Below are 26,125 nucleotides of genomic sequence, written 5' to 3'. Positions count from 1 at the left end.
CAGGCGCCGCCCGCGGGGGAGGGAGCACGCATGGCCGAGCCGCCCGGCAAGCCCACGACCGTCGACGAGTACCTCGCGACGCTCGCCCCGGACGCGCGCGACGTTGTCGCGCACCTGCGCTCCGTGGTGCACGACACGGTGCCCGGCCTGGGCGAGCGCATCAGCTACGGCATCCCGACCTTCACCCGCGACGGCCGGTACGTCGTCTACCTCGCGGGCTGGGCCCACCACGTCTCGCTCTACCCCGTGCCCGAGGTCGACGACGCGCTCGCGCGCCGCATCGCGCGCTACCAGGACGGCAAGGGCACGCTGCGGTTCCCGCTGGCGGAGCCCGTGCCCGACGACGTCGTGCGGGCCGTCGTCGCGCGGCTCGCCGCCCGCCGGGACGGTGCCGCGGGCTGACACCGGGCGCCCCGGACGGGCACCCGCACGACGCGCCCGCGGGCCGGTTCGGAGCCTGGCCCGCGGCCTGGGAGAATGGACCCCATGACCACACCCGACCCCGCCCAGCCCGGCACGCCCGGACGGACCGACGCCGTCGGTCAGGCCGAGGAGCCCCTGGCGCCCGCGGACGCCGCGGACGACGAGGCGCGCGAGCGCGCGCTGCGCGCCGGACTCGACGACTACGAGCTCGAGGACGCCGACCTCGCGCTGCTCGACGCCGACGAGGACGCGCTCGACGGCGCGGCGCCCGAGGCGCCCCTGCCCGTGCTCGCCGTGGTCGGGCGCCCGAACGTCGGCAAGTCGACGCTCGTCAACCGCATCCTCGGCCGTCGCGAGGCCGTCGTCGAGGACAAGCCGGGCGTCACGCGCGACCGCGTGAGCTACCCGGCCGACTGGTCCGGGCGCCGCTTCACGCTCGTCGACACCGGCGGCTGGGAGGTCGACGTCGCGGGCATCGAGTCCAAGGTCGCCGAGCAGGCCGAGGTCGCGATCTCCCTCGCCGACGCGGTGCTCTTCGTCGTCGACGCGACCGTCGGCGCGACCGCGACGGACGAGCGCGTCGTGCGCCTCCTGCGCGAGTCGGGCAAGCCCGTCGTGCTGTGCGCCAACAAGGTCGACGGGCAGTCGGGCGAGGCGGACGCCGCGTACCTGTGGAGCCTCGGCCTCGGCGAGCCGCACCCCGTGTCCGCGCTGCACGGCCGCGGGACGGGCGACCTGCTCGACGCCGCGATGGCGGCGCTGCCCACGGAGTCCGAGCACGGCGAGGTGCGGCCGACCGGGCCGCGTCGCGTCGCGCTCGTCGGGCGCCCGAACGTCGGCAAGTCCTCGCTGCTGAACAAGCTCGCCGGCGCCGACCGCGTCGTCGTCGACGAGATCGCGGGCACGACGCGCGACCCCGTCGACGAGCTCGTGACGATCAAGGACGTGCCCTACGTCCTCGTCGACACCGCCGGCATCCGTCGCCGCGTGCACCAGACGAAGGGCGCCGACTTCTACGCGTCCCTGCGCACGCAGGCCGCGATCGAGAAGGCGGAGCTCGCCGTCGTGCTCGTGGACGCGTCCGTGCCGCTCACCGAGCAGGACACGCGCGTCATCTCCCAGGTCGTGGACGCGGGCCGCGCGCTCGTCATCGCGTACAACAAGTGGGACCTCATGGACGACGACCGCCGCCCGTACCTCGAGCGCGAGATCGAGAAGGACCTCGTCCAGGTGCAGTGGGCGCCGCGCGTCAACGTGTCGGCCCGCACCGGCTGGCACACCGACCGCCTCGCCCCGGCGATGGAGCGCGCGCTCGACTCCTGGGACACGCGCATCCCGACGGGCCGCCTCAACGCGTTCCTCGGCGAGCTCGTCGCCGCCCACCCGCACCCGCTGCGCGGCGGCAAGCAGCCCCGCATCCTCTTCGCGACGCAGGCCTCGACGCGCCCGCCGCGGTTCGTGGTGTTCGCGACCGGGTTCCTCGAGGCGGGCTACCGCCGGTTCATCGAGCGACGTCTGCGCGAGACGTTCGGGTTCGAGGGCTCGCCCATCGAGATCAGCGTCCGCGTGCGGGAGAAGCGCAAGCGGTGAGCACGGGCACGGGGCGCGCCTCCGCCGGGACCTCCCGGCGGAGCCGCGCCCTGCGCCTCGGCGCGGCCCGGGACACCGCGGCCGTGCGGCACGTCGTGACGTTCCTCGTGGTCGCCGTCGCGACGGTGCTCGTGACGCGGTTCTTCCTCGCGGCGTCCGGGTACCCGCAGGTCGGCGGGGGAGACCTGCACGTCGCGCACGTGCTGTGGGGCGGGCTCGGGATGGCGCTCGCCCTCGTGCTGCTGCTGTCCTTCGTGGGCCCGGCGCCGCGCTCGCTCGGCGCGTTCGTGGGCGGGATCGGGTTCGGGCTGTTCGTCGACGAGATCGGCAAGTTCGTCACCGCGGACAACGACTACTTCTACGAGCCGACGGCGGCGCTCATCTACGCGACGGTCGTCGTGCTCGTCCTCGTCGTCGAGGCGCTGCACGGGTGGCGGCGCCACCACCCGGCCGAGTACCTCGCCGTCGCGACCGACCGCGCCGTCGCGGGCGTCGCCGGCGGGTTCACCGACGACGCGCGCGACGAGGCCCGCGCGCTCGTCGCGCTGGGCCGCGGCGAGCCGACGGCCGACGAGGTCGCGGCGCTCGTCGAGGCCGTTCCGCCCGACGACGTCGACGTGCCCGACCCGGTGCGCGCCCTCGTACGGCGCTCGTCGGCCTGGTTCGCGCAGACGCTCCAGCGCCGCTGGGCCGCCGTCGTCGTGGTCGTGCTCGTGCTCGGGACGGCGCTGGGCTCGCTGCTCGCGGGGCTGCGCGTGCTGGTCGGCGACGTCGACGTGCCCACCTGGGTCGGGGCCGGCATCGCCGCGGGCGTCGCCGCGACGGTCGCGTGCGTCGTCGTGGGCGTGGTGGTGTCCCGCCGCGGGCGGCCCGAGGACCGCCGGGCCGGCGCCGTGTGGGTCCGGCGCGGCGTGCTCGTCTCGCTCCTGCTCACCCAGCTCCTCGTGTTCCGCGCTCTGCAGTGGGTCGGCGTCGCGGGTCTCGTGGTGGACCTGCTCGTGCTCGCGGCGCTCGGTGCCGCGCTCGGCGGCGACGACGAGCGCCGTCGGACACCGCGCCGCTGACGCGTCGTCGCCGCGATGGGCGACCTCTCCTGACCGACGACGGCGGCCGCCCCCGGGAGGGGACGGCCGCCGTCGGCGCCGGTGGTGGGCCGCTCAGCCGAGCGGGCCGTACAGCGCGGGGGAGGTGCGGGCCTGCGTGGCCTGCTCGAGCGCGTACGCGAGGCCGAGCAGCGGGCCCTCGTCGAAGTCGCGGCCGAGCAGCTCGAGGTTGACGCCGCCGCCGGTGACGGTGCCGTCCGTCGCGACCGCCTGGCCGACCGGGACCGTCACGGCGGGCAGCCCGGTGTTCGGGCTGAGCCGCAGGTTGGTGCCGATCGTCCCGTACGGGTTGGCGCTCGGGTAGACCAGCGCGTCGAGGTCGGCGTCGTCGAGCATCGCGGTGACGAGCACCTTGCCCTCGGCGAGCACCTTGGTGTGCGACCCCTCGGGGCCCGCCCACGCCTGGTACGTCTCCTCCGTGACCGCGTCGCGCGAGACGTACGTGCTGCGGCGGGACGGCACGTAGCGGCCCGAGTCGACGATCCCCTGGAGCGTGCGGGCCTCGACCTGCGGCGCGAGGTGGGTCGCGACGTACGCGTCGAGGTCGTGCTTGAACTCGTTCGTCGATCCCGACCCCTCGGAGAGGACGCTCGCGAAGCCGTTGGGCAGGACCGGCGACCACGTGGTGGGCGGCGTGACCTCGACGACGGTCGCGCCGAGCGACTCGAGCGTCGCGCGGGTCTGCGCCCACAGGCGGAGCGTCGCCGCGTTGCTGCCGAGCATGGACGGCACGTAACCGATGCGGGCGCCGTCGAGCGCGCCCTCGTCCAGGTACTGCGTGTACGACGCCGGGACCTCGCCCTCCTGGCGCGACGTCACCGGGTCGGCGGCGTCGACACCCGCGACGGCGTCGAGCGCGACGGCCGCGTCGAGGACGGTGCGCGCCATCGGCCCGCCCGTGTCCTGGCTCAGCGCGAGCGGGATGATGCCGTCGCGGCTCGCGAGGCCGACCGTCGGGCGCACGCCGACGAGCTGGTTGTACGACGACGGGACGCGGATCGACCCGCCCGTGTCCGTGCCGAGGCCGAGCCCGGCGAGGTTCGCCGCGACGGCCGCCCCCGTGCCGCCGCTGGACCCGCCGGCCGTGCGGCTCGTGACGTACGGGCTCGCGACGAGCGTGCTCGTCCCGGCGTCCTGGAAGGACGAGAACTCCGACGCGAACCCGAACGCGAACTCGTCCAGGCTGGCCTTCGCGAGGATCACCGCGCCGTCGGCGCGCAGGCCCTCGACCATCGTCGCGTCGGTCGTCGTCCGGTTGTCGTCCCAGCAGCCGCAGCCGCCCGTGGTGGGCATGTCCTTCGTGTCGTAGTTGTCCTTCACCGCGACGGGCACGCCGAGCAGCAGGCTCGTCATGCCGTCCGTCGCGCGGACCGCGTCGGCGCGCGCGGCGGCCTCCAGCGCGACGTCGCTCGTGCTGATGATCGAGTGCAGCGGCCGCCCGCCGGCGCCCGTGTCGACGAGCGTCGTGTCGTACGCCGCGATCCGGTCGAGATACTCCTGGGTGATCGCGACCGACGTCGTCGTGCCCGCGTTCATCGCGGCCTGCATGTCGAGCACGGACGCCTCGACGAGCTCGAACGGGCCGTCGTCGTACACGATGCGCTGCGAGACGGCGGCGAGGTCGGTCACCGTGATCGTGCCGTCCCCGTCCGTGTCGGCGGGCGCGACGTCGTCCCACACCGCGTCGGCCGACGTCGCGCCGAGCGCCGCGGCGACGACCGCGAGGTCGTCGGTCGTGACCTGCTGGTCGCCCGTGAGGTCGAGCGCGGTCCAGTAGGGGGCGAGGAGCGGCGCGGGCTCCGCGCCGGGCGCACCGGTCGCGGCGGGCGCCGTCGTGACGCCGAGGACGAGGCCGCCGATCGTCAGGGCGGCGAGCCCGCCGGTGGCGGCGCGCCGGTGGGTCGTGGTCACGGACGGCTCCTTCGAGGGGACGGGCGCGCGGTGCGCGAGCGGGTGGTCGGGGCGGGGCAGCGGGCCGGTCATCGCGTGGCCGCCCGACGCCGCGCGAGCAGGATGCCCGTGCCGACGGCGACCGCGAGGAGCGCGGCGCCGACGAACCACGCGACGCTCGCCCCGGTCGACGCGAGCGCAGCGCCCGAGGTGGACCCGGACGGGGACGACGACGAGTCGGACGCGCCGTCGTCCCCGGGGGGCGTGGTGCCGCCGTCGTCGACCGGCGGCGTGGTGGTCCCGCCCGTCGGCTCCGCCGTGGGCGGGACGTCGGCCGCGGTGACGGTCGTCGTGGCGCTCGCCGCGTCGGTGAGCGTCACCGTCCCGGCGTCGGCGCCCACGAGCGTGGCGGTCGGGACGGCGAAGGCCGCCGCGCCGTCGGACACGGCGGTGAACGTCAGGGTCGCGAGGGTGACGTCGCCCTCGAGGCCGGGCGAGGTGCCGAGCCGCGTGTGCGTGACGACGACCGTCCCGGCTGCGTCGTCGGTCGCGTCGGCGAACCCGCCGTCCGGGGTCACGACGGAGTCGTCCACGAGCTCGACGAGGTCGGGGTCGTAGGCGACGGCGAGGTCGTAGGCGTAGAGGTCGACGGCACCGGACGCGGCGACCGTGACGGTGATCTCCGCGCCGACCTCGACCGACGCGGGCGCCGAGAGGGAGACCTGGGCGACGGACGGTGCGGCGTGCGCGGGGGCGGCGAGGGCCGCCGCGGCGACCGCGAGACCGCCGACGAGGGCGGCGCGGGCGCGGAGCCGTCTGCGGGGGACGGGACGGGTCATGGGCGAGCGGTCCTTCCTCCGGGCGCGCGGAGGTACGGCGCGACCGGCGGTCGTGTGGTGGGGCCCCCTGCCGTCAGCGATGCTCACAAGTCGCTGTTTCCCGGGCGTTTCGCGACGGTTAGCACGAGCAACGAACAGGGTCTCGGTCCGGTCACGATCCCGACGACGCGGGTCAGCCGAGGACCGGCGGCTCGCCCTCGCGCACCTCAGGGTCCGGCAGGCGGCGCATGCGCAGCGCCGCGACGACGCCGAGGAGCCCCGCGACGAGCGGCACGAGGAGCGCGACCTGCAGCGCCCGCGCCCGCACGTCGTCGTTGATGGCCACGACCTCCGCCCGCACCGCGGGTGGCTCGTCGGCGAGGAGCTCGACGAGCTGGGCGTCGCTCATGATCTCGGCGTCGTCCTCGAGCACCCGGGCGACCTGCTCCTTGTCGTCCGGGGGCAGCACGTCGCTCGCCTCCGCCCGCGCCGTGAACCCCGCCGCGAGCGACGCCAGCATGACCGCGCCCGCGACGGCGAGGCCGAGCGAGAGGCCGAACGACCCCGCGGCCGAGCTCACGCCCGCGGCCTCGCTCGCGCGCTCCTCCGGCACGGGGGAGAGCGTGTACGCGTTGAGCTGGGAGACCAGGAGCCCCAGCCCGGCGCCCGCCACGACGAGCGGCAGCGCGAGCCACCAGCCCGACGACGCCCTCGGCACCACTGCGACGAGCGCCACCACGCCCACGACGAGCAGGAGGAAGCCCGCGAGCACGCGGGAGGCCGGCCGCCGTCGGCCCGGGCGCTTGCCCGCGACGAGCGCGGCGGCGAACATCGTCAGCGACAGCGGGGCGAGCGAGAGGCCCGCGAGCAGCGCGTCGTACCCGAGCGCCATCTGCAGGAAGATCGGCAGCGCGATCATCGCGCCGCCCAGCGCGACCTGCTGCAGGAGCTGCTGCGACACCCCGATCCGGAACGCGGGCGAGCGGAACAGCCCGGGGTCGACGAGCGTCGTCCGCCCGGCCCGCGCCCGCCGCACGAGCCACCACGCGAGGCCCACCAGGCCCAGCGCACCGACGAGGACGAGCGCCCCGACCGCCTCGCCGCCCTCCTGCCACACGAGCACGCCCAGCACGACCCCGCCCATGCCGACGACGGACAGGACCGTCCCGACGACGTCCACCGCGCGGTCGCCCGTGTACGGGACGTCGCGCACGAGGCGCAAGCCCACGAGGACGACGACGATCACCACCGCCTCGAGCCCGAACGCCACGCGCCACGACAGCGTCGTCGTGATGACGCCGCCGAGCAGCGGCCCGACCGCCGCCGCGATCGACGCCGCCGCGCCCACGAGCGCGTACGCCGCCTTGCGCGCGGTGCCCTCGAAGTTGCCGTGCACGAGCGACTGCATCGCCGGCAGCAGCAGCGCGGCCCCGAGCCCGCCGATGACCGACCAGAAGACCACGACCGCCACGAGGCTCTGCGCGAGCGTCATCGCCACCGCGCCCGCCCCGTACGCGAGCAGCCCGACGACGTACGCGCGCCGCCGGCCCACGAGGTCGCCGACCTTGCTGCCCACGAGGATGAACGACGCCGACACGAGCGCCTCGAGCGCGATCGCCGTCTGGACGCCGCTCACGGTCGTGCCCAGGTCGCGCACGACGGCGGAGATCGACACGTTCATGAACGACGTGTCGACCACGAGCACGAACATCGCGGCGGCCAGGAGCAGCGCGAGGCGCCGGTCGGCCGCCGTCGGCCGACCCGCGGTGCGACCCGTGCTCTGCTCCACGTCGACCCCCGTCCGGCGTCCATGCTCGCCGCCCGGGTCGTCCCGGCGCCTCACCCGTCGCGGGTGCTCCGCCGCCCACGCCGCCGAGGTCGGCGCGGTGCGCTGGGAGGATCGCGGTATGGCCGCTCAGGGGTGGACGTCGCGCCACGTCACCGTCGAGGGCCGCGAGGTCTTCGTGCGCTCCGGCCCCGAGGTCGCGGGCGCCGTGCCGATCGTGCACGTGCACGGCTTCGCCATCTCCGGCACGTACCTCCTCCCGACGGCCGAGCGTCTCGCCCACCGCGCGACCGCCGTCGTGCCGGACCTGCCCGGGTACGGGCGCAGCGAGGAGTGGGGCCACCCGCTCGGTATCCCCGCCCTCGCGTGGGCGCTCCTGTCGACGCTCGACGCCCTCGGGCTCGACCGGGTCGTCCTGCTGGGCAACTCCATGGGCGGGCCCGTCAGCCTCGAGGTCGCGCACGCCGCCCCCGACCGGGTCGCCGGCGTGGTGCTCGCCTCGCCCGCCGGGGGCGTGCACAACCAGCCGTTCGGGCGCGCCCTCACCCAGCTCGCGCGCGACGCCGTGCGCGAGAGCCCGCGCATGGCGCGCGTCGCCGTGCCCGACTACGTGCGGTTCGGGCCGGTGAACGCGCTCCAGCTCTTCGCCGAGCTCGCCCGGTTCCCCTCGCTCGAACGCGTGCTGCGCGTCCCCGTGCCGACGCTCGCCGTCCTCGGCACGCGCGACCCGCTCATGCCGCCGCCGTGGCGCGTGCGGGAGGTCGGGGCGCTCGCGCCCCCGCACGTGACCGTCGCGGCGATCGAGGGCGCTCCGCACGCCATGAACTTCAGCCACCCTGGCGAGCTCGCGCACGTCGTCGGGTGCTGGCTCGACGGGCGCGACATCACCGACGACCCCGACGAGCCCGGTGTGGCCCGGGTGCTCCAGGTCGCGCGGGGGGCCGGGCCGGTCGTGTGAGCCGTCGTGTGCGCCGCGGGCCGCGTCGTGGGTCGAGACGTGACGGCGCACGGCTCGGTACGGTGCTCGCAGGGCGTTCCGCGTCCTGGCACGGACGGGAGCGCGCGAGAGCGAGGAGCGAGCGGTGACGACGACGGCGGCTGCGGTCGAGCTGAGCATCGAGGACCTGCGGGCGGTCACGGGGTACGCGGCCCGGTGCACGGAGCCGGCGCTGGAGCTCGTCGAGGCGGTCCGGCCCGACGACGCACGCCCCCGCGAGGCGGTCGAGGCGGCCCGCGCGTTCGCCGACGGCGGCGCGCGCGGCAAGGCGCTGCGCGACACCGCCTGGGCGGCCCTGCGCGCGGCGAAGGAGGCGGGCGACCCCGCCGCCGCCGAGGCCGCCCGGGCCGCGATGGCGGCGGCCGGCGCCGCGTACCTGCACCCGATCGCCGACGCCCACCAGGTCAAGCACGTCCTCGGCTCCGCCGCCCACGCGGCGCACGCCGCCGCGCTCGCCGCGGGCGGGGACGGGTCCGACGAGAGCGTCGAGAGCAGGTGGCTCGACACCGCGCGGGCGCTCGCGACGCCCGAGGTCGTCGCCGTGCTGCGTCGCTACCCGCCCGCGCCGGGCGGCGGCGGTCGCGTCGGCGAGCTGGTCCGACGGCTCGACGCGGCGCTGCGGGACGGCACGGGGCCGTCGGAGGGCCTCGGGACGGACGAGCTGACGTAGTCGGCACCCGCCGGGACCTCCAGGCGTCGTCAGCTGCGCCGGATCCGCTGGGCGAACAGGTCGAGGACGGCGAGGATCCCCTCGTGCTGCCAGACCCGGTTGCGACGGAGGCCGCTGCGCTCGCGGAGGACACCCGCATCGGCGAGCTGGCTCAGCGCTCGCTGGGCGGTGACGTCACTGAACCCGAGGTGGTCGCGGAGGAACGCCGCGTTGATCACCGGATGGGCCACGAGGTGCGGCACGACGCTCCAGGCGGAGGCCTGGGGCCGCAGCCCGGAAAGCTGTTCCCGCGCTGTGGCGACCTGTCCTGCGAGGTCGTCGACGAGCCGCGCTCCGGCCGTCGCGGCGAACCGGCTCGCGCGGGAGAGCTGCTCGACGATCGGCCAGGCGTCACCGGCGCGGAACGCGGTGAGCGCGTCGAAGTAGGCCTCGGTGTCGATGAGGAGGCCCGCGGAGACCGGGGCGATGGTGTTCCGTGTGAGGCCCTTCGAGCGCAGCATGGCGTGCACGAGGGCCCGGCCGGTGCGACCGTTGCCGTCCGTGAACGGGTGGATCGTCTCGAGCTGCGCGTGCGCGACGGCGGTCTGGACGAGGACGGGAAGGTCCTCCCGGCGGACGAAGGCCATCAGGTCCGCCATCGCTCCAGGGACGAGCTCGGGCTGGGGCCCGACGTGGGTCGCGCCTCTCGGGCTGATGCTCGACGAGCCGACCCAGACCAGAGTGCCTCGGTAGCGCCCCGCGTGCTCCTCCCATCCGGGCTGCCCGGCGAGGAGCTCGCGGTGCATCGTGAGGATCGAGGCCTCGTCGAGCCGGTCGGCGAGGTCGATGGCGGCTTGCATGGCCCGGACGTTCGCGACGACGGTGCGTGCGTTGGTGCTCGTCGTCTGGTCGATCTCGGCGAGCGCGAGCTGCTTGGCGCCGACCGTGAGGTTCTCGATCTGCGACGAGGAAGCGGACTCGGTGCGCAGCAGGATCGAGGACATCGGACCCAGGGTGGGGTTGTCCGGCCCGAGCGTCGCGCTGGCGTACGAGTCGAAGCGTGCGAGAGCGGCGGCTGCTTCCTCGGCATCGGCGGACTGCTGCGGCGTCAGGATGGGGGAGTAGTCCGCGATGGCGGTCGGGATGGTGGACTCGTAGGGCCCCGAGCCAGCCGCCACCTGCCCGCGCGTCGAGAGGCCGTCGTTCTCTGCTGTCCAGTAGTGGCTCACGTGAGCCACCGCTGGGACTGCGAGCGCCTGAACTGCTTCCATGACGTCACCTTACTTACAGTTTCGGCGAAACTGTAAGTAACGGGCGGCGTCAACTATCACTTGAGGGTTCCGCGCTCGGTGTGTCGAACCGCACGGCCCCGGAGAGCGGTTGCGGTCGATGTCGTGCACACGATAGATGCATCATGTATCTATGCCACGCACCACCAGCGCTTCCGCCACGGAGCAGGCGTACCGGCACGTGAAGTCCCTCGTGCTCGACGGGAGCCTGCCCGGCGGGTCCATGACGAGCGAGGGCGAGATCGCCGAACAGCTCGGCGTGAGCCGCACGCCGGTCCGGGAGGCGTTCCTGCGCCTGGAGGCCGAGGGCCTGCTCCGGCTCTACCCGAAGCGCGGCGCGCTCGTCGTGCCGGTCGCGCCCGGCGAGGCCGACGACGTCCTCGACGCGCGCCTGCTCGTCGAGACGCACGCCGCCCAGTCCGTCGTCCGCCTGCCCGACACCGAGCTCGCCACCCTCGTCGCGCTCCTGCGCGACCTCGTCACGGCCCAGGAGGCCGCCGTCGCCGACGGGGACGTCGCCGAGTACGCGACCCTCGACGCGCGGTTCCACCAGGAGATCGTCGCGGCCGGGGGCAACGCGCTGCTCACCACGTTCTTCGTGAGCCTGCGCGAGCGTCAGCAACGGATGGTCGCGCACAGCGTCCGGTGGGACCCGGGCCGTGCGACGACGTTCGTCGCCGGGCACCGTGCGCTCGTCGACGCGCTCGAGGTGCGCGACACCCGCACCTACAAGCGCCGCGTCCAGCGCCACCTCGAGGACGCGAGGGCCGGCCTGTGAGCGCGGCTGCCTCGGACCCCACGAGCGAGGCCTCCGCGCCGGGGGCGAGCGCCGCCGTCGGACCGCGGGCGTGGCTCGCCGTCGCGGCGGTGATGTTCGCCGTCGCGTGGGGCGGCAACGAGTTCACGCCCCTGCTCGTCATGTACCGCGAGGTCGGGCACTTCTCCGCGGTGACCGTCGACGCGCTGCTCGCCGCGTATGTGCTCGGGATCGTCCCCGCGCTCCTGCTCGGCGGACCGCTCTCCGACCGGTACGGGCGCCGCCCGCTGCTCCTGCCCGCCGCGCCGATCGCGCTGGCGGGGTCGCTCGTGCTCGCGGCGGGGGAGTCGTCCGCCGCGCTGCTCGCGACGGGCCGCGTCCTGTGCGGCGTCGCGCTGGGCCTCGTCATGGCCGTCGGCACCACCTGGGTCAAGGAGCTCAGCGATGCGGCCGCCCGCGCGTCCGGCGTGCCCGACGGCGGCTCCGGCGCCCGCCGCGCGGGCCTCGCCCTCACGCTGGGCTTCCTCGTCGGCGCCGGCGTCGCCGCGGTGCTCGCCCAGTGGGCGCCCTGGCCCACGCACACCGCCTACCTGCTGCACGCGGCGCTCGCCGTCGCGACCGGCGTCTGGCTGCTCGGCGTCCCGGAGACGCGCGTCGTGCCCGACGGCGGGACCCGGGGCCGGCTGCGCGACGACCTGCGCGTGCCGGCGGTCGCGCACCGGCGGTTCCTGCGCGTCGTCGTGCCCGTGGCGCCCTGGGTGTTCGGGTGCGCCGGCAGCGCCTACGCCGTGCTGCCCGGCCTCGTGTCCGCCAGCGCGGGCAGCGCGCCCATCGCGTTCTCCGGGCTCATGACCGTGCTCGGCCTCGGCTGCGGGGTCGGCATCCAGGTGCTCGGCCGCCTCATCGACACCCGGCACAGCGCGCGGGCGTCCGTCGTGGCGATGTCCATCGTCGTCGTCGGCATGGGCTTCGGCGCCTACGCCTCGGCGCGGCTCGACCTCCCGACGGCGCTCGTCGCCGCCATGGTGCTCGGGGCCGGCTACGGGCTCGCGCTCGTCGCCGGGCTCAGCGAGGTCCAGCGCATCGCGACGCCCGACGACCTCGCCGGCCTGACGGCCGTCTACTACTCGCTCACGTACATCGGGTTCTGCGTGCCCGTGGCGCTCGCGGCGCTGTCCGTGCGGTGGACGTACGCGCAGATGTTCCTCGGCGGCCTGGTCATCGCCGCGGTCTGCCTGGTGATCGTGGCGAGCGCGTGGCGCGCGCACCTGCCGACGGGGGAGCGGGACGCCGCGGCGACCTCCGGCGAGACCGACCGCACAGCCCCGACCGGGGCAAACGGTGCGCTGGAGGCGTCACGGATGGGGTAGAGTATCCGAGGCTTCACGGGGTCCGATCCGGTCGGATCTGGCTCGGTGATCCAGCCACGGGCTGTGGCGCAGCTTGGTAGCGCACTTGACTGGGGGTCAAGGGGTCGCAGGTTCAAATCCTGTCAGCCCGACACACGAAGAGGGACCGGCACCTGCCGGTCCCTCTTCTCGTCGTGCCGTGACCGGACGCGATGGCCGCTTGCTAGGGTGGCGGCGACATGCACCTCATGGCCGCACTCCGTTCGCTGCTCGCCGGGCGCCGGCGAGGGCTTTCGGGTGCCCTGCTGATCGCTGCGCTGCTTCTCGGCATCGTGACGATGCACGCGATGAGCGGGTCGTCGACGGCCCACGTCGGGCCTGCGGCGGTCATCGCCGAGACGAGCCACCCTGCGGGCGCACCGGTGGCCGACGACGGCCCCGGGCACCACGAGCAGGGTGGGTGCCTCGACTGCGGCGGGCACGAGATGGCGTCGGCCATGTGCCTCATGGTGCTGGTCGTGCTGCTCGCCCTCGTGCGCCCCGGGCGCGGCCTCCTGGCACGCCTCACCCCCGTCTGGTCCCGCCTCGTCGAACCGGGGCGCGCTCAGCCCTTCGTCGGCCTCGCGCCGTCGCTGCACCTTCTCGGCATCTCTCGGACGTAGGAGCCGCACGCCGTCGACGCGCCCTGCGTCGACCGATACGCCCCGCACCGGGGCGCGTGTGGTTCCTGAGTACCGAGACGAGAGGTCTGTCCCATGAAGTTCAAGAGTGTGCTGGTGCCGGCGATCGCGCTGGTGACCGTCGCGAGCCTGGCGGCGTGCTCGACCGACGACGAGCCCGGGAGCGGGACGGCGCCGTCGTCCGCCACGACCGGGGCCGAGGAGCAGGACGGCACGGCGGAGGGCGGCACGTTCAACGACCAGGACGTGATGTTCGCCCAGATGATGATCCCGCACCACGAGCAGGCGATCGAGATGTCCGACGTCATCCTGGCCAAGGACGGCGTCGACCCTGAGGTCACGGATCTGGCGAACCAGATCAAGGACGCCCAGGGCCCGGAGATCGAGCAGCTGACCACGTGGCTGGAGGAGTGGGGCTCCCCGATGGAGGAGTCCGGCGGCATGGACCACGAGGCCATGGGCCACGGGTCGATGGACGGGATGATGAGCGAGGAGGACATGCAGGCCCTGGACGCCGCGCAGGGCGCGGAGGCGGGGCAGCTGTTCCTCGAGCAGATGATCGTCCACCACGAGGGTGCCGTCGAGATGGCGCAGACCCAGGTCGACGAGGGCGAGAACGCGGACGCGGTCGCGATGGCACAGGAGATCGTCGAGACCCAGCAGGCCGAGATCTCCACCATGGAAGACCTGCTCGCCTCGAGCTGATCCCGCCCCGCGGGGCGTGCGCGCTGTCGCACGCGTCTGACGTGCGCGCGCCCCGCGGGCCCAGGCCGAAGGACCCCACACCGTGCTCAACCCTGCCCTCACGAGGCGGGTGACCGGGTGGGCCGCAGCGGGATCCGTGCTGCTGCTGGCCGCCTGCACCCCGACTCCACCACCGACACCCGACGCGACGACGCTCGCGTCCCAGGACCTGCCCGACTTCGGGCACGTGCACGACGTCCAGGTCGTGCGCGACGACCACTCCCTCCTCATCGCCACCCACACCGGGGTCTGGACCCTCGGCGACCCGTTCCAGGACGACCCCGGGCCGGTCGAGCGGGTCGGCACGGGCCGCCAGGACACGATGGGCATGACCCTCGCCGTCGACGGCACCGTGTACGCCTCGGGCCACCCTGCGCCCGGGGAGCAGCCGGAGCTCGAGAAGCCCAACCTCGGGCTGATCCGCAGCACCGACGGCGCCGCGACGTGGGATCCCGTCTCCCTCACCGGGGAGGTCGACTTCCACGCCCTGAGCACCGCGAGCACCGGCGACGGCACCGTCCGCGTCGTCGGGCTGGACTCGGGGACCTCCACCGTGCTCGTCAGCGACGACTCGGGCGAGACGTGGTCGCGGGGCGCGACCGTGGAGGCCCGGGACCTGCACCTCCTGGATGCGGGCCCGGACACGGTCGTCGCGACCACGCCCACCGGCCTGCAGCTCAGCCGCGACGCCGGCCGGAGCTTCGCCCCCGACCGGGCGGCGCCCGCCCTCGTGCTCGTCGACGACGAGCGGGGCGGAGCGCTGATCGGGATCGACGCCCGGGGCGTCGTCTGGACCGGCACGCCCGGCACCGAGAGCTGGGACAGCCACGGCACCGCGCCCGAGGGCGTGCAGGCCATGACCTACGTGCCCGACGACAGCCCCGGCAACCAGCCGTGGATCCTCGTCGCCACGGAGACCGGCCTGTTCACCAGCCGCGACCTCGGTGCGAGCTGGGACGCGGCGCTCGGCGCCGACCGCGGGTGAGACGTCGCCCGCAGCCTCATGCTCCTCGCGGAACGGTCCGCGAGGGATCCCGGAGGGTGCCGAGCCCCGTCAGCTCCGGGAGCACACCATCGACCACCACGACAGGGGCGGGGGAACCACTCAGGCGAGCACCGCGGTGCTCTCGGGGTGAAGCCGGGCCGCAACCACCGGTCCGGCCGGGTCACTCTCCGACCCGAACCCGACAGCTCACCCCGTAGGCACGAAGGAGACCACCATGAACGCAAGAAACGCGGGACGCCACCGTGCGTCCCACCGACCGATCACGCCGCTGACCTCGATAGCCCGCACGGCGCAGGAGGGGACGGCGAACGCCGCCCGCAAGGGCGTCCTCCTGGCCGCCGGGTCGGGGCTGCTGGTCTCGGGGTTCGCGGCGCCTGCCAGCGCCGCGCCGAGCACGGAGCCGCAGGCCGTGTCCGGGGTCGACCTCAGCGCGCTGACCGAGCAGGCCCGCCAGGCGCTCAGCGCCGCACCGGCGGTGACCGTCTCCGCCGACGCGTCGTTCGCGATCGAGCAGGCACCGGTGACCGTCACTCCCGCCCCGGAACCGGAGCCGGAACCCGAGCCGGAGCCGGAGCGTCAGGAGCGTCCGTCCCGGAGCGAGGAACGGACGAGCACCTCGGCGGAGCAAGGTGCCACGGAGGAGGCCTCGGCTCCCGTCGCGGTGCCGTCGTCGGCGGCGGGCTCGGCCGTGGTCAGCATCGCGGCGCGCTACCTCGGCGTGCCGTACCTGTGGGGCGGGACGACCCCGGACGGGTTCGACTGCTCCGGCTTCACGTCCTACGTCTACGCCCAGGTCGGCATCGACCTGCCCCGGACCTCGTCCCAGCAGCGGTACGCGGGGACGGTGATCTCCCGAGACCAGGCGCAACCCGGTGACCTGATCTGGAGCCCGGGGCACATCGGCATCTACGTCGGGCACAACCAGCAGATCGAGGCTCCGTCGCCGGGCAAGACCGTCCGGTACGGGGAGATCTGGCAGTCCAACCCCACCTTCATCCGGGTGGGCTGACCGCAGGAGGGCCCCACCCGGCGGGTGGGGCCCTCCCTCGGCCGATATACCCTTGTGGGGTATGGCTCGCGGGCGTCGGTCCCGTCGGCACGACAGGAAGAAGGACAGGCATGGCGTCCCGGGGACATCGCGGCGAGCACGGACCGACGGCGGTCCGCCACCAGGCCCGCCACCAGGTGCGGCACCAGGGCATCGACGCGTGACGGCGACGACCTCGACCGACGAGACGACCCCCACTGAAGAGCGGGGACGTCGTCCCCGCCCCGCGCGCACGGTGCCCGGCATCACGGCGTGCGGGCTGTGCGCGGGGGAGACGCTGGCCGCCACCGACACCCGTCCGGGCGGGCAGCTCGAGCGTCTGCGCCGGATCGCCGAGAGCGGGGACGCGCGCCTGACGGTCGTCGACTGCCTCGACGCGTGCGAGCGCGGGGACGTCGTCGTGGTGCGGCCGGTCCCCGCCGCACGCGCCGCCGGCCCCGCCTGGTTCGAGCAGCTGGCGGGCGACGAACTCACCGCCGCTCTGCACTCCTGGATTCGCGCGGGCGGGCCGGGCCTGGCGCCCCTGCCCGACCAGCTGGCGCCGCGAGTGATCTCGGCCCAGGCCGAGGTACCACCGCCCCCGGACGTCGCCACCACAGGGTGAGGGTCCGTCACCTACGCTCGGGGCATGCCGACCGTCCTGCTCGTCCGTCATGGCCGCACCACCGCGAACGCGAGCGGCATCCTCGCCGGGCGGGCCGACGGCGTCGCGCTGGACGCCGTCGGGCGCGACCAGGCGGCCCGGGCGGCCGAGCGCGTCGCGGGCGTGCCGCTCGCGCGGGTCGTCACCAGCCCGCTGGAGCGGTGCCGGCAGACCGCGCGAGCCCTGCTCGACCACCAGGCGGACGACCCGGAGTCGTTGACCGAGCACGGGATCACCGAGTGCGACTACGGGCAGTGGCAGGGGCGTGCGCTGAAGGACCTCGCCCAGGAGCCGCTGTGGTCGGTCGTGCAGGCGCAGCCGTCGGCGGCCGTCTTCCCGGGCGGCGAGTCGATGGCCGCGATGCAGGCCCGGGGCGTCGAGGCGGTCCGGCGGCACGACGCTGAGGTCGCCGCCCGCCACGGTGCGGACGCGGTGTGGGCGGCGGTCTCGCACGGCGACGTCATCAAGTCCGTGCTCGCCGACGCGCTCGGGGTGCACCTGGACCTCTTCCAGCGCATCGTCGTCGGCCCGGCGTCGATCTCCGTCGTCCGGTACGGGCCGCACCGCCCGGAGGTCGTCGCCATGAACACCGACGCGGGCGACCTCTCCTGGCTGCGCAGCGCCGCGCCTGCCGGTGACGCGCCGGTGGGCGGGGGCGCCGGGCCGGGCCAGGCCGACGCCGCGCGGTAGCCGGGCCGACGTCCGACCCGTGGCCGTCCCGTGCGGACGGGCCGTGCGCTCGTAGAGTGAGGTCATGCCCACTCTCGTCCACGAGTACGACTGGCCGGACCGCGTCGTCGTGGGGACCGTCGGGTCGCCCGGCTCCCGCACGTTCTACCTGCAGGCGCGCGAAGGCACGCGGACGACGAGCGTCGTGCTCGAGAAGGAGCAGTCCGCCGTCCTGGCGGACACGATCCAGCGCCTGCTGGACGAGCTCATGGAGGAGCCCGACAACCGGTACAGCGTCCCCGCCGACGTCCCGGCCGAGCTCGTCGACGACGACCCCCTGGACCTCCCGGTCGAGGAGGAGTTCCGCACGGGCGCGATGCGCCTGACCTGGGACCCGCGCACGGCGCAGGTCATCGTCGAGGCGTTCCCGCTCGTGGACGACGACGACCTCGATCCCGAGGCGGACGAGCCGGAGCCCGCCGAGTCGCTCCTCGTCAAGATGCCCGTGGGGACGGCCCGCGCGTTCGCGCAGCGCACGCGCGCCGTCGTGAGCGCGGGCCGCCCCCCGTGCCCGCTGTGCGGCCGGCCGGTCGACCCCGACGGGCACGAGTGCCCGTCGCCCGACGAGGCGTGACGACCCCGCACGACGACGCCTTCACCGAGGCGCCGCTCGACGTCGTCGGGCGGATCCGCGTCGCGTCGAACGCGACGTTCCTCGCCCGGCTGGGCGACGTCTCGGTCGTGTACAAGCCGGTCGCGGGCGAGAAGCCGCTGTGGGACTTCCCGGACGGCACGCTCGCGGGTCGCGAGGTCGCCGCGTACCTCGTCTCGGAGGTGTTCGGCGGGGGAGTCGTGCCGCGCACGTGGCTCCGCGACGGGCCGCTCGGCCCGGGCATGGTGCAGCTCTGGCAGAACGTCGACGCGGCGCAGTCGCCGGTCGACGTCGTGCCCACCGACGAGGTGCCGCGTGACGGCGTGCGGACGGTGCTGGAGGGCGTCGACGAGGACGACCGCCCGGTGAGCGTCGTGCACGAGGACTCGCCGGCGCTGCGGCGCATGGCCGTGCTCGACGCCGTCGTGAACAACGCCGACCGCAAGGGCGGGCACGTGCTGCCGCTGGCGGACGGGCGGCGCCTCGGCGTCGACCACGGCGTCACCTTCCACGTCGAGCCCAAGCTGCGCACCGTCCTCTGGGGCTGGCTCGGCGAGCCCCTCGCCGACGACGAGCTCGCGGGCGTCGAGCGGGTGCGCGCGGGCGTCGACGGCGACCTCGCCCACCGCCTGCGCGGTCTCCTCGCGCCCGACGAGGTGGCCGCCCTCGCGGATCGCTGCGACCGGCTGCTGCGCACGGCGCGGTTCCCCGCCCCGGAGGGCGACATGCCCGCCGTCCCGTGGCCGCTGTTCTGACGCGTCGCCGCCGCTGACTCGTCGACGGCGCTGCGCCCGGCAGTCGCCGGTCCCGACCCCGTGCGTAGACTCGCGCGATGAGCCTCCTTGCCGCCGAGCACGCTCTCCAGGCAGCCCAGCGCGCGGGCGACGTCGCCGCGCTCGACGCGCTGCTGCACCCGCGGTGCGTCGGGGCCGGTCCGGACGGGTCGGTCTTCTCCAAGGAGGACGACCTCGCGAGCCACCGCTCGGGCGCGCTGCGGATCACGCGGCTCGAGGAGGAGTCGCTCGTCGTCCAGGAGGACGGCCCGAGCGGGACGACCCGGCTCGTCGCCGCCGTGGACGCTGTCCAGGAGGGGGCCGCGCTGTCCGCGCGCCTGGTCTACACGCGCCTGTGGGTGCGCGCCGACGGCGCATGGCAGGTCCTGGCCGCGACCCTCGCCCCGGCCCCCGAGCCCGTCTGACCGGGCTCGCCCGGCCGGGCCCGCCTGACCGAGCCGCTCGCGCCGAGCCCGCTCGGACCGCGGCGGCTGCACCGGCCCGGCGGCCCGGCCGGCTCAGCGGCCGTGCGGGTCGGACGCGTTGAGGGTCCGCACGACGTCGTCGTAGTCGCCGCGCGCCTCGCCGTACCGGAGGAACTTCACGCGCTCGACGAGGATCTCGTGCGCCGCAGGCTGCGCGCGCAGCAGGTCGACGACCTCGGCGACGAACTCGTCGAGCGGCATGGCGATCGCGCTGTCGCGCTGACCCGGCATGAGATCCGTCGCCACCGACGGCGGGACGAGCTCGACGACGTCGACGCTCGTGTCGGCGAGCTGGAGCCGCAGCGCCTCGCTGAGCATGTGGATCGCGGCCTTCGACGCGTCGTACGTGGGCGTGGCCGCGAGCGGAGCGAACGCCAGCCCGGACGACACGGTGACGATCGTCGCGCGCGGCCGGGTCTGCAGGTGCTCGACGAACGCGCCGACGAGCCGGATCGGGCCGAGCACGTTGGTCGTGACGATCTGCTCGGCGGTGTCGAGGAAGCCCTCGGGGTGGTGCCAGTCCTCGGTGCGCATGATCCCGGCCATGGTGACGAGCGTGTCGAGGTCGGGGTGGCGGTCGAGGACCTCCTTCGCGGCCGTGGCGATGCTCTCGGGGTCGGTGGTGTCGATGCGTACGGTGTCGAGGCCGGGGTGCTCGACGGCGATCCGCTCCAGGAGGTCGGTGCGGCGCCCGCCGACGACGACGGTGCTGCCCTGCTCGTGCAGCGCGACCGCGAGCGCCAGCCCGATGCCGCTCGTCGCGCCGGGGATGAAGACGGTGCTGCTCGTGATGTCCATGCCTCGATCCTGGGCGCCGTGCGCGCGGCGCGGCAGAGTCCGCTGGACGGGGGACCGGCGATCCCTGGCACGGGCGCCGCGCACCGCGGACGATGGGCGCATGGACCGTGCCGCGCTCGCCGACTTCCTCCGCCGTCGCCGGGAGGCGCTGCAGCCGGGCGACGTGGGGCTCCCGGCCGGGCTGCGCCGTCGGGCACCGGGCCTGCGCCGCGAGGAGGTGGCGCAGCTCGCGCTCATGTCGACGGACTACTACACGCGCCTCGAGCAGCAGCGCGGGCCGCAGCCGAGCACGCAGATGCTCGCGTCGATCGCGCGGGCCCTGCGCCTGTCCGACGACGAGCGTGACTACCTCTACCGGGTCGCCGGGCACGGGGTGCCCGACCGGGCGACCGATCCCGGGCGCGTGGCTCCCGCGCTGCAGCGCGTGCTCGACCGCCTGGACGACACCCCGGCGCTGATCCTCGACCCGCTCGCGCAGACGCTCGCGCAGAACGACCTGGCGCGCGCGCTCTACGGCGACGCGTCGGCGTACGCGGGGTGGGACCGCAGCGAGATCTACCGGTGGTTCGCCCACCCGGGGACGGCGCGGGCGATCTACCCGGCGCACGACCGGGACCGGCAGGGCCGCGCGCTCGTCGCGAGCCTGCGCTCGGCCGTGGCGGTGCTGGGCGCGTCGTCCCGCGCGGGGGAGCTCGTGCGCGTGCTGTCGCGCACGAGCCCGGAGTTCGTCGCGCTGTGGGACCGGCAGGAGGTGGCGCGCCGGTTCGTGGACCACAAGACGCTCGTGCACCCGGTGGTGGGGGAGATCGAGGTGGACTGCCAGGCGCTCACCACGGAGGACCAGCTCCAGGTGCTCCTCGTGCTCACGGCGGCGCCGGGCACGGAGGCGGCGGACCGGATCCGGCTGCTCGGGGTCGTGGGCACGCAGGACCTCGCCGTGCCGTCACCCCCGCAGCCGTCCTGACGGCTCAGGGGTCGAGGCGCCGGCGCAGCAGGCAGAACACGTTCCCCTCGGGGTCGGCGAGGACGTGCCACGGCTCGTCGCCCGTCTGGCCGACGTCGGCGGGCCGCGCGCCGAGGGCGAGGAGCCGCTCGAGCTCGGCGTCCTGGTCGCGGTCGGTGGGGTTGACGTCGAGGTGCAGCGGGAGCTTGCCGGAACGCGGGTCGGTGCTCGGGCTGAGGATGAGGGTCGGCTGCGGGCCGCCGAACCCGACGTCGGGCGGGCCGATCTCGATCGAGCCGTCCTCCTCGCGGTCGAGCTCGACGTAGCCGAGGACGTCGCACCAGAACCGGGCGAGCAGCTCGGGGTCGGCGCAGTCGAGGACCAGCTCGCTGATGCGGGACGCCATGCCTCGCAGCCTACGGGGCGCCCGGTCCCGGCACCCGGCGGGTGACGCCCGATCGTGGCACCCTGGCCGTCACACGTGCGGCGAGAGAGGGAGCGGGATGGGTCTGGGCAGACGGCGGTCGGGCAAGCGGGCGGACGAGCGCACCGAGGAGGCTCCCGCCGCGGAGCGCGTCGCCGTCGCGGAGCGTGCCCCTGCCGGGGAGACCGACACCGCCGCGGACCGGGCCGACGCCGTCGAGCCCGCGCGCCCGGCGGGAGCGTCCGCGCTCTGGTCGGACGGCCTCGGTCGCGCAGGCACGCGCTCGGTGCAGGTGCTCGCCCTGGTCGCGCTCCTCGCCGTCGCGGTGTTCGCGGTGACGCGGCTGACGCTCATCGTCATCCCGGTCCTCATCGCGCTCGTGCTCGCCGCGGCGATCTCGCCGCTCGTCGGGCTGCTCCGGCGCAAGGGCGTGCCGTCGTTCCTCGCGACGGTCGTCGCGCTGCTCGCGCTCGTCGTCGTGCTCGGCGTGGTGGTGTGGCTCGTCGCGGCGGCGGTCGTCAAGCAGTGGCCGGAGCTGCGCGACCAGGCCGTCGAGGGCTTCGACGAGCTCCAGACCTACGTGCAGAACCTGCCGTTCGACATCACCGAGGAGCAGATCGCGTCGGTGCGCGACTCGCTCGTCGGCCTGCTCCAGTCCGACGCGGTCGGCGCCGGGGCGCTCGCGGGCGCCTCCCAGACGGTCGACTTCGTCGCCGGGTTCTTCGTGATGATCGTCGTGCTGTTCTTCTTCCTCAAGGACGGCCCGGCGATCTGGGAGTTCCTGCTGCGGCCGTTCGAGGGCGCCCGGTACGCGCGCGGACAGCGCATCGGCGAGACGACGGTCCGCACGCTCGGCGGCTACGTGCGCGGGACGGCGATCGTCGCCGCGGTCGACGCCGTCGCGATCGGCATCGGCCTCGCGATCGTCGGGGTGCCCCTCGTCCTCCCGCTGTCCGTGCTCGTGTTCTTGCTCGCGTTCATCCCGCTCGTGGGGGCCACGCTCGCGGGCGTCCTGTGCGCGCTCGTCGCGCTCGTCGCCGTCGGGCCGGTCGAGGCGCTCATCGTCGTCGCGATCGTCATCGCGGTGAACCAGCTCGAGGGCGACCTGCTCCAGCCCGTCGTCATGGGCCGCACGCTGCGCCTGCACCCGCTCGTGATCCTCGTCGCCCTCACCGCGGGCACCGTGCTCGCGGGCCTCACCGGCGCCGTGCTCGCCGTGCCCATCGCGGCGTCGATCTGGCGCGCGATCCAGGTCTGGGACGGCCCCGACCTCCCCGCGCGGTTCGCGCGCCAGAAGCGGCACGAGACCGTGGACGGCGCGCCGGCGTCGTCGTCCTGACGGCGGGCGCCGGCCGGGCTCACGCCCTGGCGGTCCCCGCGCGCGCCCAGAGGGCGGCGAACTCCGTCGTGTCGATGGGGTGGACGTCGCCGGTCCCGGCGAGGTCGTCGTCGCCGAACGGCTGGTCCGTGAGGAACCCCGCGTCGTCCTCGACGACCTCGTCGTACGCGTACCGGCGCCAGGTCCCGTCCTCCAGCCCCACGACCTGTCGCACGGCGACCACCTCGCCCGCGAGCGGCACGCACGCCCACGCGTAGGCCCGCCCGTCGAGCTCGCGCCCGCTCGCGAGGTACCACCAGCGGTCCGCGTGGTCGGCCGCGCGGCGGAGCGTCGCGACGCTCCGGGCGAGCGCGTGCGCCGCGGCGTCCTGGTCGGTCTCGATGTCGCCGTGCTGCACGGGGACCAGTGTGTCACCGCGGGGGGCGGCACGACGGGCGTCGTCCCGCGCCGCGCGCGAGGATCGGGACGACGGTCCCGCCCGGACGACCGAGGAGCGACGCATGGCCGACCCCGACGCCCCGCAGCAGGAGCGCGCGCCGTCCGGCACGCTCGACGACCTTGCGCGCGGCACGACGACGGCCGGGGCGCTCGCGTTCTTCGACACGCTCGCGCCCGTCGACGGCGAGTCGCTCCCGGGGTTCTGGTGGGGGTCCGGGCTGCCGACGGGGCACGTGCTCGACGGCGCGCTCGAGGCGCTGGGCTGGGCGGGCAAGCGGTTCGAGCGCGGCGGCGACGCGCACCCCCTCCTGTTCGACGGCGCGGGCGGCGGCCTGGTGGACGTCAACCCCGCGTTCGTGCCGCTCTCGCTCGTGCTGCGGGCGGCCCCGGCGCTGCGCCGACCGCCGGTCGCCCGGGTCGTGCGGGCGTTGCTGCCGCTCACCCGGACGCGGTCGCCCCGGGCGCGGGTGCGCGCCGTCGTGCACCGGGGCGTGGTGACCGCGGCGATGACCTACGACGCGCTCCCGGTCGAGGACGCGCTGCGCGCCGTCGACGACGACACGCTCGTCGGGTGCATGGAGGCGCGCGGCATGGGCCGCCCGTTCTTCTTCGTGCTGCGGCGTGCCGCGGGTCAGGACACCTTGCCCTGGAGCAGCCGCCGCCAGTAGATCGTGGGCTGCAGGTAGCGGTCGAACAGCAGCAGGCTGCGGCGCGGGCGCGCGAGGTCGACGACGCCGAACCCCGGGTCGGGCCGCCGGTCCCGGTCGAACTCGGCGAGGAGCAGGCGGTCGCGCGACGTCGTGACGGGCGCGACCGAGTAGCCGTCGTAGCGCTGCATCGGGGTGCCGCGCCGTCGGGCCTGGATGTTGCGCGCCACGACGGGCACCTGCCGGCGCAGGGCGCCGCCCGACGGCATCGCGTCGACCGCCGCGGCGTCGCCGAGCCCCCAGACGCGCGGGTGCGCGACGTGCTGGAGGGTCCCGGGGTCGACCGCGACGAAGCCGTCGCTCTCCGAGGACGCGAGCCCGCTCGCGGCGACCCACGCCGGAGCGCGGTGCGGCGGTGCGACGTAGAGCGCGTCGTAGGAGATCTCGTCGGTCCCGTGCGGCCCGCGGAGCCGGGCCGTGCGGTGGGTCGCGTCGACGGACACGAGCGACGTCGCGGTACGCACCCGCACGCCGTAGCGCCGGGCGGCGGCGCGCAGCGCGGGCTCCGCGCGCGGGTCGTCGACGAGGCGCGGCGACTCGACCGCGAGCTCGACCTGGATCGCGTCGAGCACGCCGGTGCGGCGCCAGTGGTCGGCGGCGACGAACAGCGGCTTGAGGCCCACGGGGAAGCACGGCACGTGCCGTGCCGAGATCGCGAACACCACCGTGCCGGAGGTGAGGGACGACAGCAGCTCCCACGTCTTCGGCGCGAGGTCGGGCAGGTAGCTCGTCGCGGCGAACGGCGTGCCCATCGCCTGCTCGGCGCCGGGCACCGCGTCCCAGTCGACCTCCGACCCGGGGCACACCGCGAGGTCCCCGTAGCCGAGGGCGCGCCCGCCCGCGAGGTGCACGAGCGAGCGCTCGGGGTCGACGCCGACGACGCGGTCGGGGTAGAGGCGCACGCCGTCGGGCACCACGTCCTCCTGCGGCCGGGAGAGGTCGTCGAGGGTCGCCATGCCCGACGCGACGTAGGAGAGCAGCGGCCGGTACTGGTGCGTGGTCCGCGGGTCGACGACGGCGACGTCGGGGCAGCCGTCGCGGCGCAGGCGCCCGGCGAGCGAGAGCCCGGCGTTGCCGCCGCCGAGGACGAGCACGTCGTGGCGTGCCGGTGCGTTCATGGCGGGTCCGATCTGCCGGGGGTGGGGCGCTCCACGCTACGGGTGGGTGAGCCCGCACGCCCTGCCAACTGCATGCAACCAAAGGGTTGCACAGTGCCAGATGACGTGCAACCCTGGGGTTGCATCATGAGCGCCGGTCGCGGGTCGCGCCGGCGGGGTCGAGACCCGTTCGACGGGACGCACCGGGAGGGCGACATGACCGGACTGCTGCAGGACAGGGTCGCCGTGGTCTACGGCGGCGGAGGCGCGATCGGCGGGGCCGTGGCCCGGACCTTCGCGCGGGAGGGGGGCTCGGGTCTTCCTCGCGGGCCGCACGCACGACCGTCTCGACGCGGTCGCGCGCGACATCGCCGCGGCGGGCGGCCGCGCCGAGACGGCTCGACTGGACGTGCTCGACGAGCGCGCGGTCGAGGCCCACGCCGCGGCCGTCGCCGCGGCCGCGGGCGGGATCGACGTCGTGCTCGACGCGGTGAGCGTCCCCCACGACCAGGGCACCCTGCTCGGGGACCTCTCGTTCGAGGAGTTCTGGCGCCCGGTCGAGGGGTTCCTGCGCGGCCTGTTCCTCACGAGCCGGGCGGTGGCGCCCTACCTCGCGCGCGACCGGCCCGGAGTGCTCCTCACGCTGTCCGAGCCGGGCGCGCGGCTCGTCGTGCCGGGCATCCTCGGGCACGGCGTGAGCGCCGCGGGCAAGGAGACGCTGACCCGGCTCCTCGCGGCGGAGCTCGCCCCGGCCGGGGTGCGGGTCGTCGGGCTGCGGCCCCACGCGGTCCTCGACGGGCCGGCGCGCGGCTCGTACACGCGCGAGCTGTTCGCGCCAGCCGCGGCCGCGGCGGGACAGACCGTCCAGGAGCTGCTCGACGACGGCCCCCTCGCCGCGGGGACGCTGCGGGGGCGGCTCCCGACGGTCCAGGAGGTGGCCGAGGCCGCCGCCTTCCTCGCGTCGGACCGCGCCGCAGCGATGACGGGGACGATCGTCAACCTCACCGGTGGCGCGGTGCCCGACTGAC

General features: G+C 75.3%; 27 protein-coding genes, 1 tRNA gene, 1 pseudogene and 1 riboswitch. Of the genes and pseudogenes, 21 read left to right on the top strand and 8 right to left on the bottom strand.

The features are described 5' to 3' along the window. Nucleotides 1-30 precede the first annotated feature (30 nt). From RDI86_RS09755 to RDI86_RS09745, 3 genes are all read left to right on the top strand, one after another. The gene (locus RDI86_RS09755; protein WP_076404805.1) at nt 31-402 is read left to right on the top strand and encodes an iron chaperone; all 372 of its coding nucleotides are present in this window, start codon (nt 31-33) and stop codon (nt 400-402) included. Nucleotides 403-477: 75 nt separating this feature from the next. After that, nucleotides 478-2,013, top strand: coding sequence for a ribosome biogenesis GTPase Der (gene der / locus RDI86_RS09750; protein ID WP_083711774.1), 1,536 nt, complete (start codon nt 478-480; stop codon nt 2,011-2,013). Next, the gene (locus tag RDI86_RS09745; protein WP_076404806.1) at nt 2,010-3,077 is read left to right on the top strand and encodes a hypothetical protein; all 1,068 of its coding nucleotides are present in this window, start codon (nt 2,010-2,012) and stop codon (nt 3,075-3,077) included. The genes der and RDI86_RS09745 overlap by 4 nt, the downstream gene beginning before the upstream one ends. Before the next feature lie 93 nt (nt 3,078-3,170). On the opposite strand, the gene RDI86_RS09740 is transcribed toward RDI86_RS09745, so the two are convergent. The 3 genes from RDI86_RS09740 to RDI86_RS09730 form a co-directional block, all read right to left on the bottom strand. After that, nucleotides 3,171-5,027, bottom strand: coding sequence for an amidase family protein (locus RDI86_RS09740; protein ID WP_308821290.1), 1,857 nt, complete (start codon nt 5,025-5,027; stop codon nt 3,171-3,173). Between the two features lie 68 nt (nt 5,028-5,095). Beyond that, the gene (locus RDI86_RS09735) at nt 5,096-5,845 is read right to left on the bottom strand and encodes a cohesin domain-containing protein (RefSeq protein ID WP_308821289.1); all 750 of its coding nucleotides are present in this window, start codon (nt 5,843-5,845) and stop codon (nt 5,096-5,098) included. 172 nt (nt 5,846-6,017) lie between these two features. After that, nucleotides 6,018-7,535, bottom strand: coding sequence for an MFS transporter (locus RDI86_RS09730; protein ID WP_308821381.1), 1,518 nt, complete (start codon nt 7,533-7,535; stop codon nt 6,018-6,020). Between the two features lie 196 nt (nt 7,536-7,731). Between RDI86_RS09730 and RDI86_RS09725 the strand changes: the two genes are divergently transcribed. Both RDI86_RS09725 and RDI86_RS09720 read left to right on the top strand, forming a co-directional pair. Next, nucleotides 7,732-8,568 carry an alpha/beta fold hydrolase gene (locus RDI86_RS09725; protein WP_021483134.1) on the top strand — a complete coding sequence of 279 codons (837 nt, stop codon included), beginning with the start codon at nt 7,732-7,734 and terminating at the stop codon, nt 8,566-8,568. A gap of 124 nt (nt 8,569-8,692) precedes the next feature. Next, nucleotides 8,693-9,277 carry a putative immunity protein gene (locus tag RDI86_RS09720; protein ID WP_308821288.1) on the top strand — a complete coding sequence of 195 codons (585 nt, stop codon included), beginning with the start codon at nt 8,693-8,695 and terminating at the stop codon, nt 9,275-9,277. 29 nt (nt 9,278-9,306) lie between these two features. Here RDI86_RS09720 and RDI86_RS09715 read toward each other — a convergent pair whose 3' ends face one another. Then, the gene (locus tag RDI86_RS09715) at nt 9,307-10,485 is read right to left on the bottom strand and encodes a Fic family protein (protein WP_308821287.1); all 1,179 of its coding nucleotides are present in this window, start codon (nt 10,483-10,485) and stop codon (nt 9,307-9,309) included. A 193-nt stretch (nt 10,486-10,678) separates the two neighbouring features. Between RDI86_RS09715 and RDI86_RS09710 the strand changes: the two genes are divergently transcribed. The 12 genes from RDI86_RS09710 to RDI86_RS09655 all read left to right on the top strand — a co-directional run bounded on the left by RDI86_RS09710 (nt 10,679) and on the right by RDI86_RS09655 (nt 19,291). After that, on the top strand, nt 10,679-11,323 hold the full coding sequence (locus RDI86_RS09710; protein ID WP_074806613.1) for a GntR family transcriptional regulator: 645 nt from the start codon (nt 10,679-10,681) through the stop codon (nt 11,321-11,323). Then, entirely contained in the window at nt 11,320-12,672 is a 1,353-nt protein-coding gene (locus tag RDI86_RS09705) for an MFS transporter (protein ID WP_308821286.1), read from the top strand. Before RDI86_RS09710 ends, RDI86_RS09705 begins: the two co-directional genes overlap by 4 nt. Before the next feature lie 57 nt (nt 12,673-12,729). Next, a tRNA-Pro gene (locus RDI86_RS09700) sits at nt 12,730-12,803 on the top strand. Between the two features lie 96 nt (nt 12,804-12,899). After that, nucleotides 12,900-13,313, top strand: coding sequence for a hypothetical protein (locus RDI86_RS09695; protein WP_137280537.1), 414 nt, complete (start codon nt 12,900-12,902; stop codon nt 13,311-13,313). A gap of 93 nt (nt 13,314-13,406) precedes the next feature. Continuing rightward, nucleotides 13,407-14,036: a DUF305 domain-containing protein gene (locus RDI86_RS09690; RefSeq protein ID WP_308821285.1), complete on the top strand. Its 630-nt coding sequence runs from the start codon at nt 13,407-13,409 to the stop codon at nt 14,034-14,036. An 82-nt stretch (nt 14,037-14,118) separates the two neighbouring features. Then, nucleotides 14,119-15,060: a F510_1955 family glycosylhydrolase gene (locus tag RDI86_RS09685; protein ID WP_308821284.1), complete on the top strand. Its 942-nt coding sequence runs from the start codon at nt 14,119-14,121 to the stop codon at nt 15,058-15,060. Between the two features lie 47 nt (nt 15,061-15,107). Next, nucleotides 15,108-15,296, top strand: a riboswitch (cyclic di-AMP (ydaO/yuaA leader). Next, on the top strand, nt 15,296-16,090 hold the full coding sequence (locus tag RDI86_RS09680) for an NlpC/P60 family protein (RefSeq protein ID WP_308821283.1): 795 nt from the start codon (nt 15,296-15,298) through the stop codon (nt 16,088-16,090). (Overlaps the previous riboswitch by 1 nt.) Before the next feature lie 199 nt (nt 16,091-16,289). After that, complete coding sequence (locus RDI86_RS09675) at nt 16,290-16,733, top strand: hypothetical protein (protein WP_244550428.1); 444 nt, start codon at nt 16,290-16,292, stop codon at nt 16,731-16,733. A 24-nt stretch (nt 16,734-16,757) separates the two neighbouring features. After that, nucleotides 16,758-17,462 carry a histidine phosphatase family protein gene (locus tag RDI86_RS09670; protein ID WP_076404816.1) on the top strand — a complete coding sequence of 235 codons (705 nt, stop codon included), beginning with the start codon at nt 16,758-16,760 and terminating at the stop codon, nt 17,460-17,462. Between the two features lie 64 nt (nt 17,463-17,526). Next, nucleotides 17,527-18,075, top strand: coding sequence for a DUF3090 domain-containing protein (locus tag RDI86_RS09665; protein WP_308821282.1), 549 nt, complete (start codon nt 17,527-17,529; stop codon nt 18,073-18,075). Continuing rightward, the gene (locus RDI86_RS09660) at nt 18,072-18,848 is read left to right on the top strand and encodes an SCO1664 family protein (protein WP_308821281.1); all 777 of its coding nucleotides are present in this window, start codon (nt 18,072-18,074) and stop codon (nt 18,846-18,848) included. Before RDI86_RS09665 ends, RDI86_RS09660 begins: the two co-directional genes overlap by 4 nt. A 77-nt stretch (nt 18,849-18,925) precedes the next feature. Next, the gene (locus tag RDI86_RS09655) at nt 18,926-19,291 is read left to right on the top strand and encodes a nuclear transport factor 2 family protein (protein ID WP_308821280.1); all 366 of its coding nucleotides are present in this window, start codon (nt 18,926-18,928) and stop codon (nt 19,289-19,291) included. 93 nt (nt 19,292-19,384) lie between these two features. Here RDI86_RS09655 and RDI86_RS09650 read toward each other — a convergent pair whose 3' ends face one another. Beyond that, the gene (locus RDI86_RS09650) at nt 19,385-20,149 is read right to left on the bottom strand and encodes an SDR family NAD(P)-dependent oxidoreductase (RefSeq protein ID WP_308821279.1); all 765 of its coding nucleotides are present in this window, start codon (nt 20,147-20,149) and stop codon (nt 19,385-19,387) included. A 100-nt stretch (nt 20,150-20,249) separates the two neighbouring features. Here RDI86_RS09650 and RDI86_RS09645 point away from each other — a divergent pair, with 100 nt between their 5' ends. Continuing rightward, nucleotides 20,250-21,113 carry a helix-turn-helix transcriptional regulator gene (locus tag RDI86_RS09645; protein ID WP_308821278.1) on the top strand — a complete coding sequence of 288 codons (864 nt, stop codon included), beginning with the start codon at nt 20,250-20,252 and terminating at the stop codon, nt 21,111-21,113. A 4-nt stretch (nt 21,114-21,117) separates the two neighbouring features. Here RDI86_RS09645 and RDI86_RS09640 read toward each other — a convergent pair whose 3' ends face one another. Then, nucleotides 21,118-21,498, bottom strand: a complete 381-nt coding sequence (locus RDI86_RS09640) for a VOC family protein (protein WP_076404822.1) — start codon at nt 21,496-21,498, stop codon at nt 21,118-21,120. Between the two features lie 97 nt (nt 21,499-21,595). On the opposite strand from RDI86_RS09640, the gene RDI86_RS09635 reads away from it, so the two are divergent. Next, nucleotides 21,596-22,855 (top strand): AI-2E family transporter, encoded by a 1,260-nt coding sequence (locus RDI86_RS09635; RefSeq protein WP_168945598.1) that lies wholly within the window; start codon nt 21,596-21,598, stop codon nt 22,853-22,855. A 19-nt stretch (nt 22,856-22,874) separates the two neighbouring features. On the opposite strand, the gene RDI86_RS09630 is transcribed toward RDI86_RS09635, so the two are convergent. Continuing rightward, nucleotides 22,875-23,252 carry a hypothetical protein gene (locus tag RDI86_RS09630; RefSeq protein ID WP_143311115.1) on the bottom strand — a complete coding sequence of 126 codons (378 nt, stop codon included), beginning with the start codon at nt 23,250-23,252 and terminating at the stop codon, nt 22,875-22,877. Between the two features lie 103 nt (nt 23,253-23,355). Here RDI86_RS09630 and RDI86_RS09625 point away from each other — a divergent pair, with 103 nt between their 5' ends. Beyond that, nucleotides 23,356-23,961 (top strand): DUF4334 domain-containing protein, encoded by a 606-nt coding sequence (locus tag RDI86_RS09625; RefSeq protein ID WP_308821277.1) that lies wholly within the window; start codon nt 23,356-23,358, stop codon nt 23,959-23,961. Here the strand turns inward: RDI86_RS09625 and RDI86_RS09620 are convergent. Continuing rightward, nucleotides 23,925-25,118, bottom strand: coding sequence for an FAD-dependent oxidoreductase (locus tag RDI86_RS09620; protein WP_308821276.1), 1,194 nt, complete (start codon nt 25,116-25,118; stop codon nt 23,925-23,927). The two genes, RDI86_RS09625 and RDI86_RS09620, sit on opposite strands and share 37 nt — an antisense overlap. A gap of 343 nt (nt 25,119-25,461) precedes the next feature. On the opposite strand from RDI86_RS09620, the pseudogene RDI86_RS09615 reads away from it, so the two are divergent. Further along, nucleotides 25,462-26,124, top strand: a pseudogene (locus tag RDI86_RS09615) (SDR family NAD(P)-dependent oxidoreductase); the annotation flags it as partial. Nucleotide 26,125: the final 1 nt, after the last annotated feature.

The sequence above is a fragment of the Cellulosimicrobium sp. XJ-DQ-B-000 genome, assembly GCF_031119065.1.
GTDB lineage: Bacteria > Actinomycetota > Actinomycetes > Actinomycetales > Cellulomonadaceae > Cellulosimicrobium > Cellulosimicrobium funkei.
The sequence above is the reverse complement of the archived record's forward strand: the minus strand, read 5'-3'. Positions and strand labels throughout refer to the sequence as shown.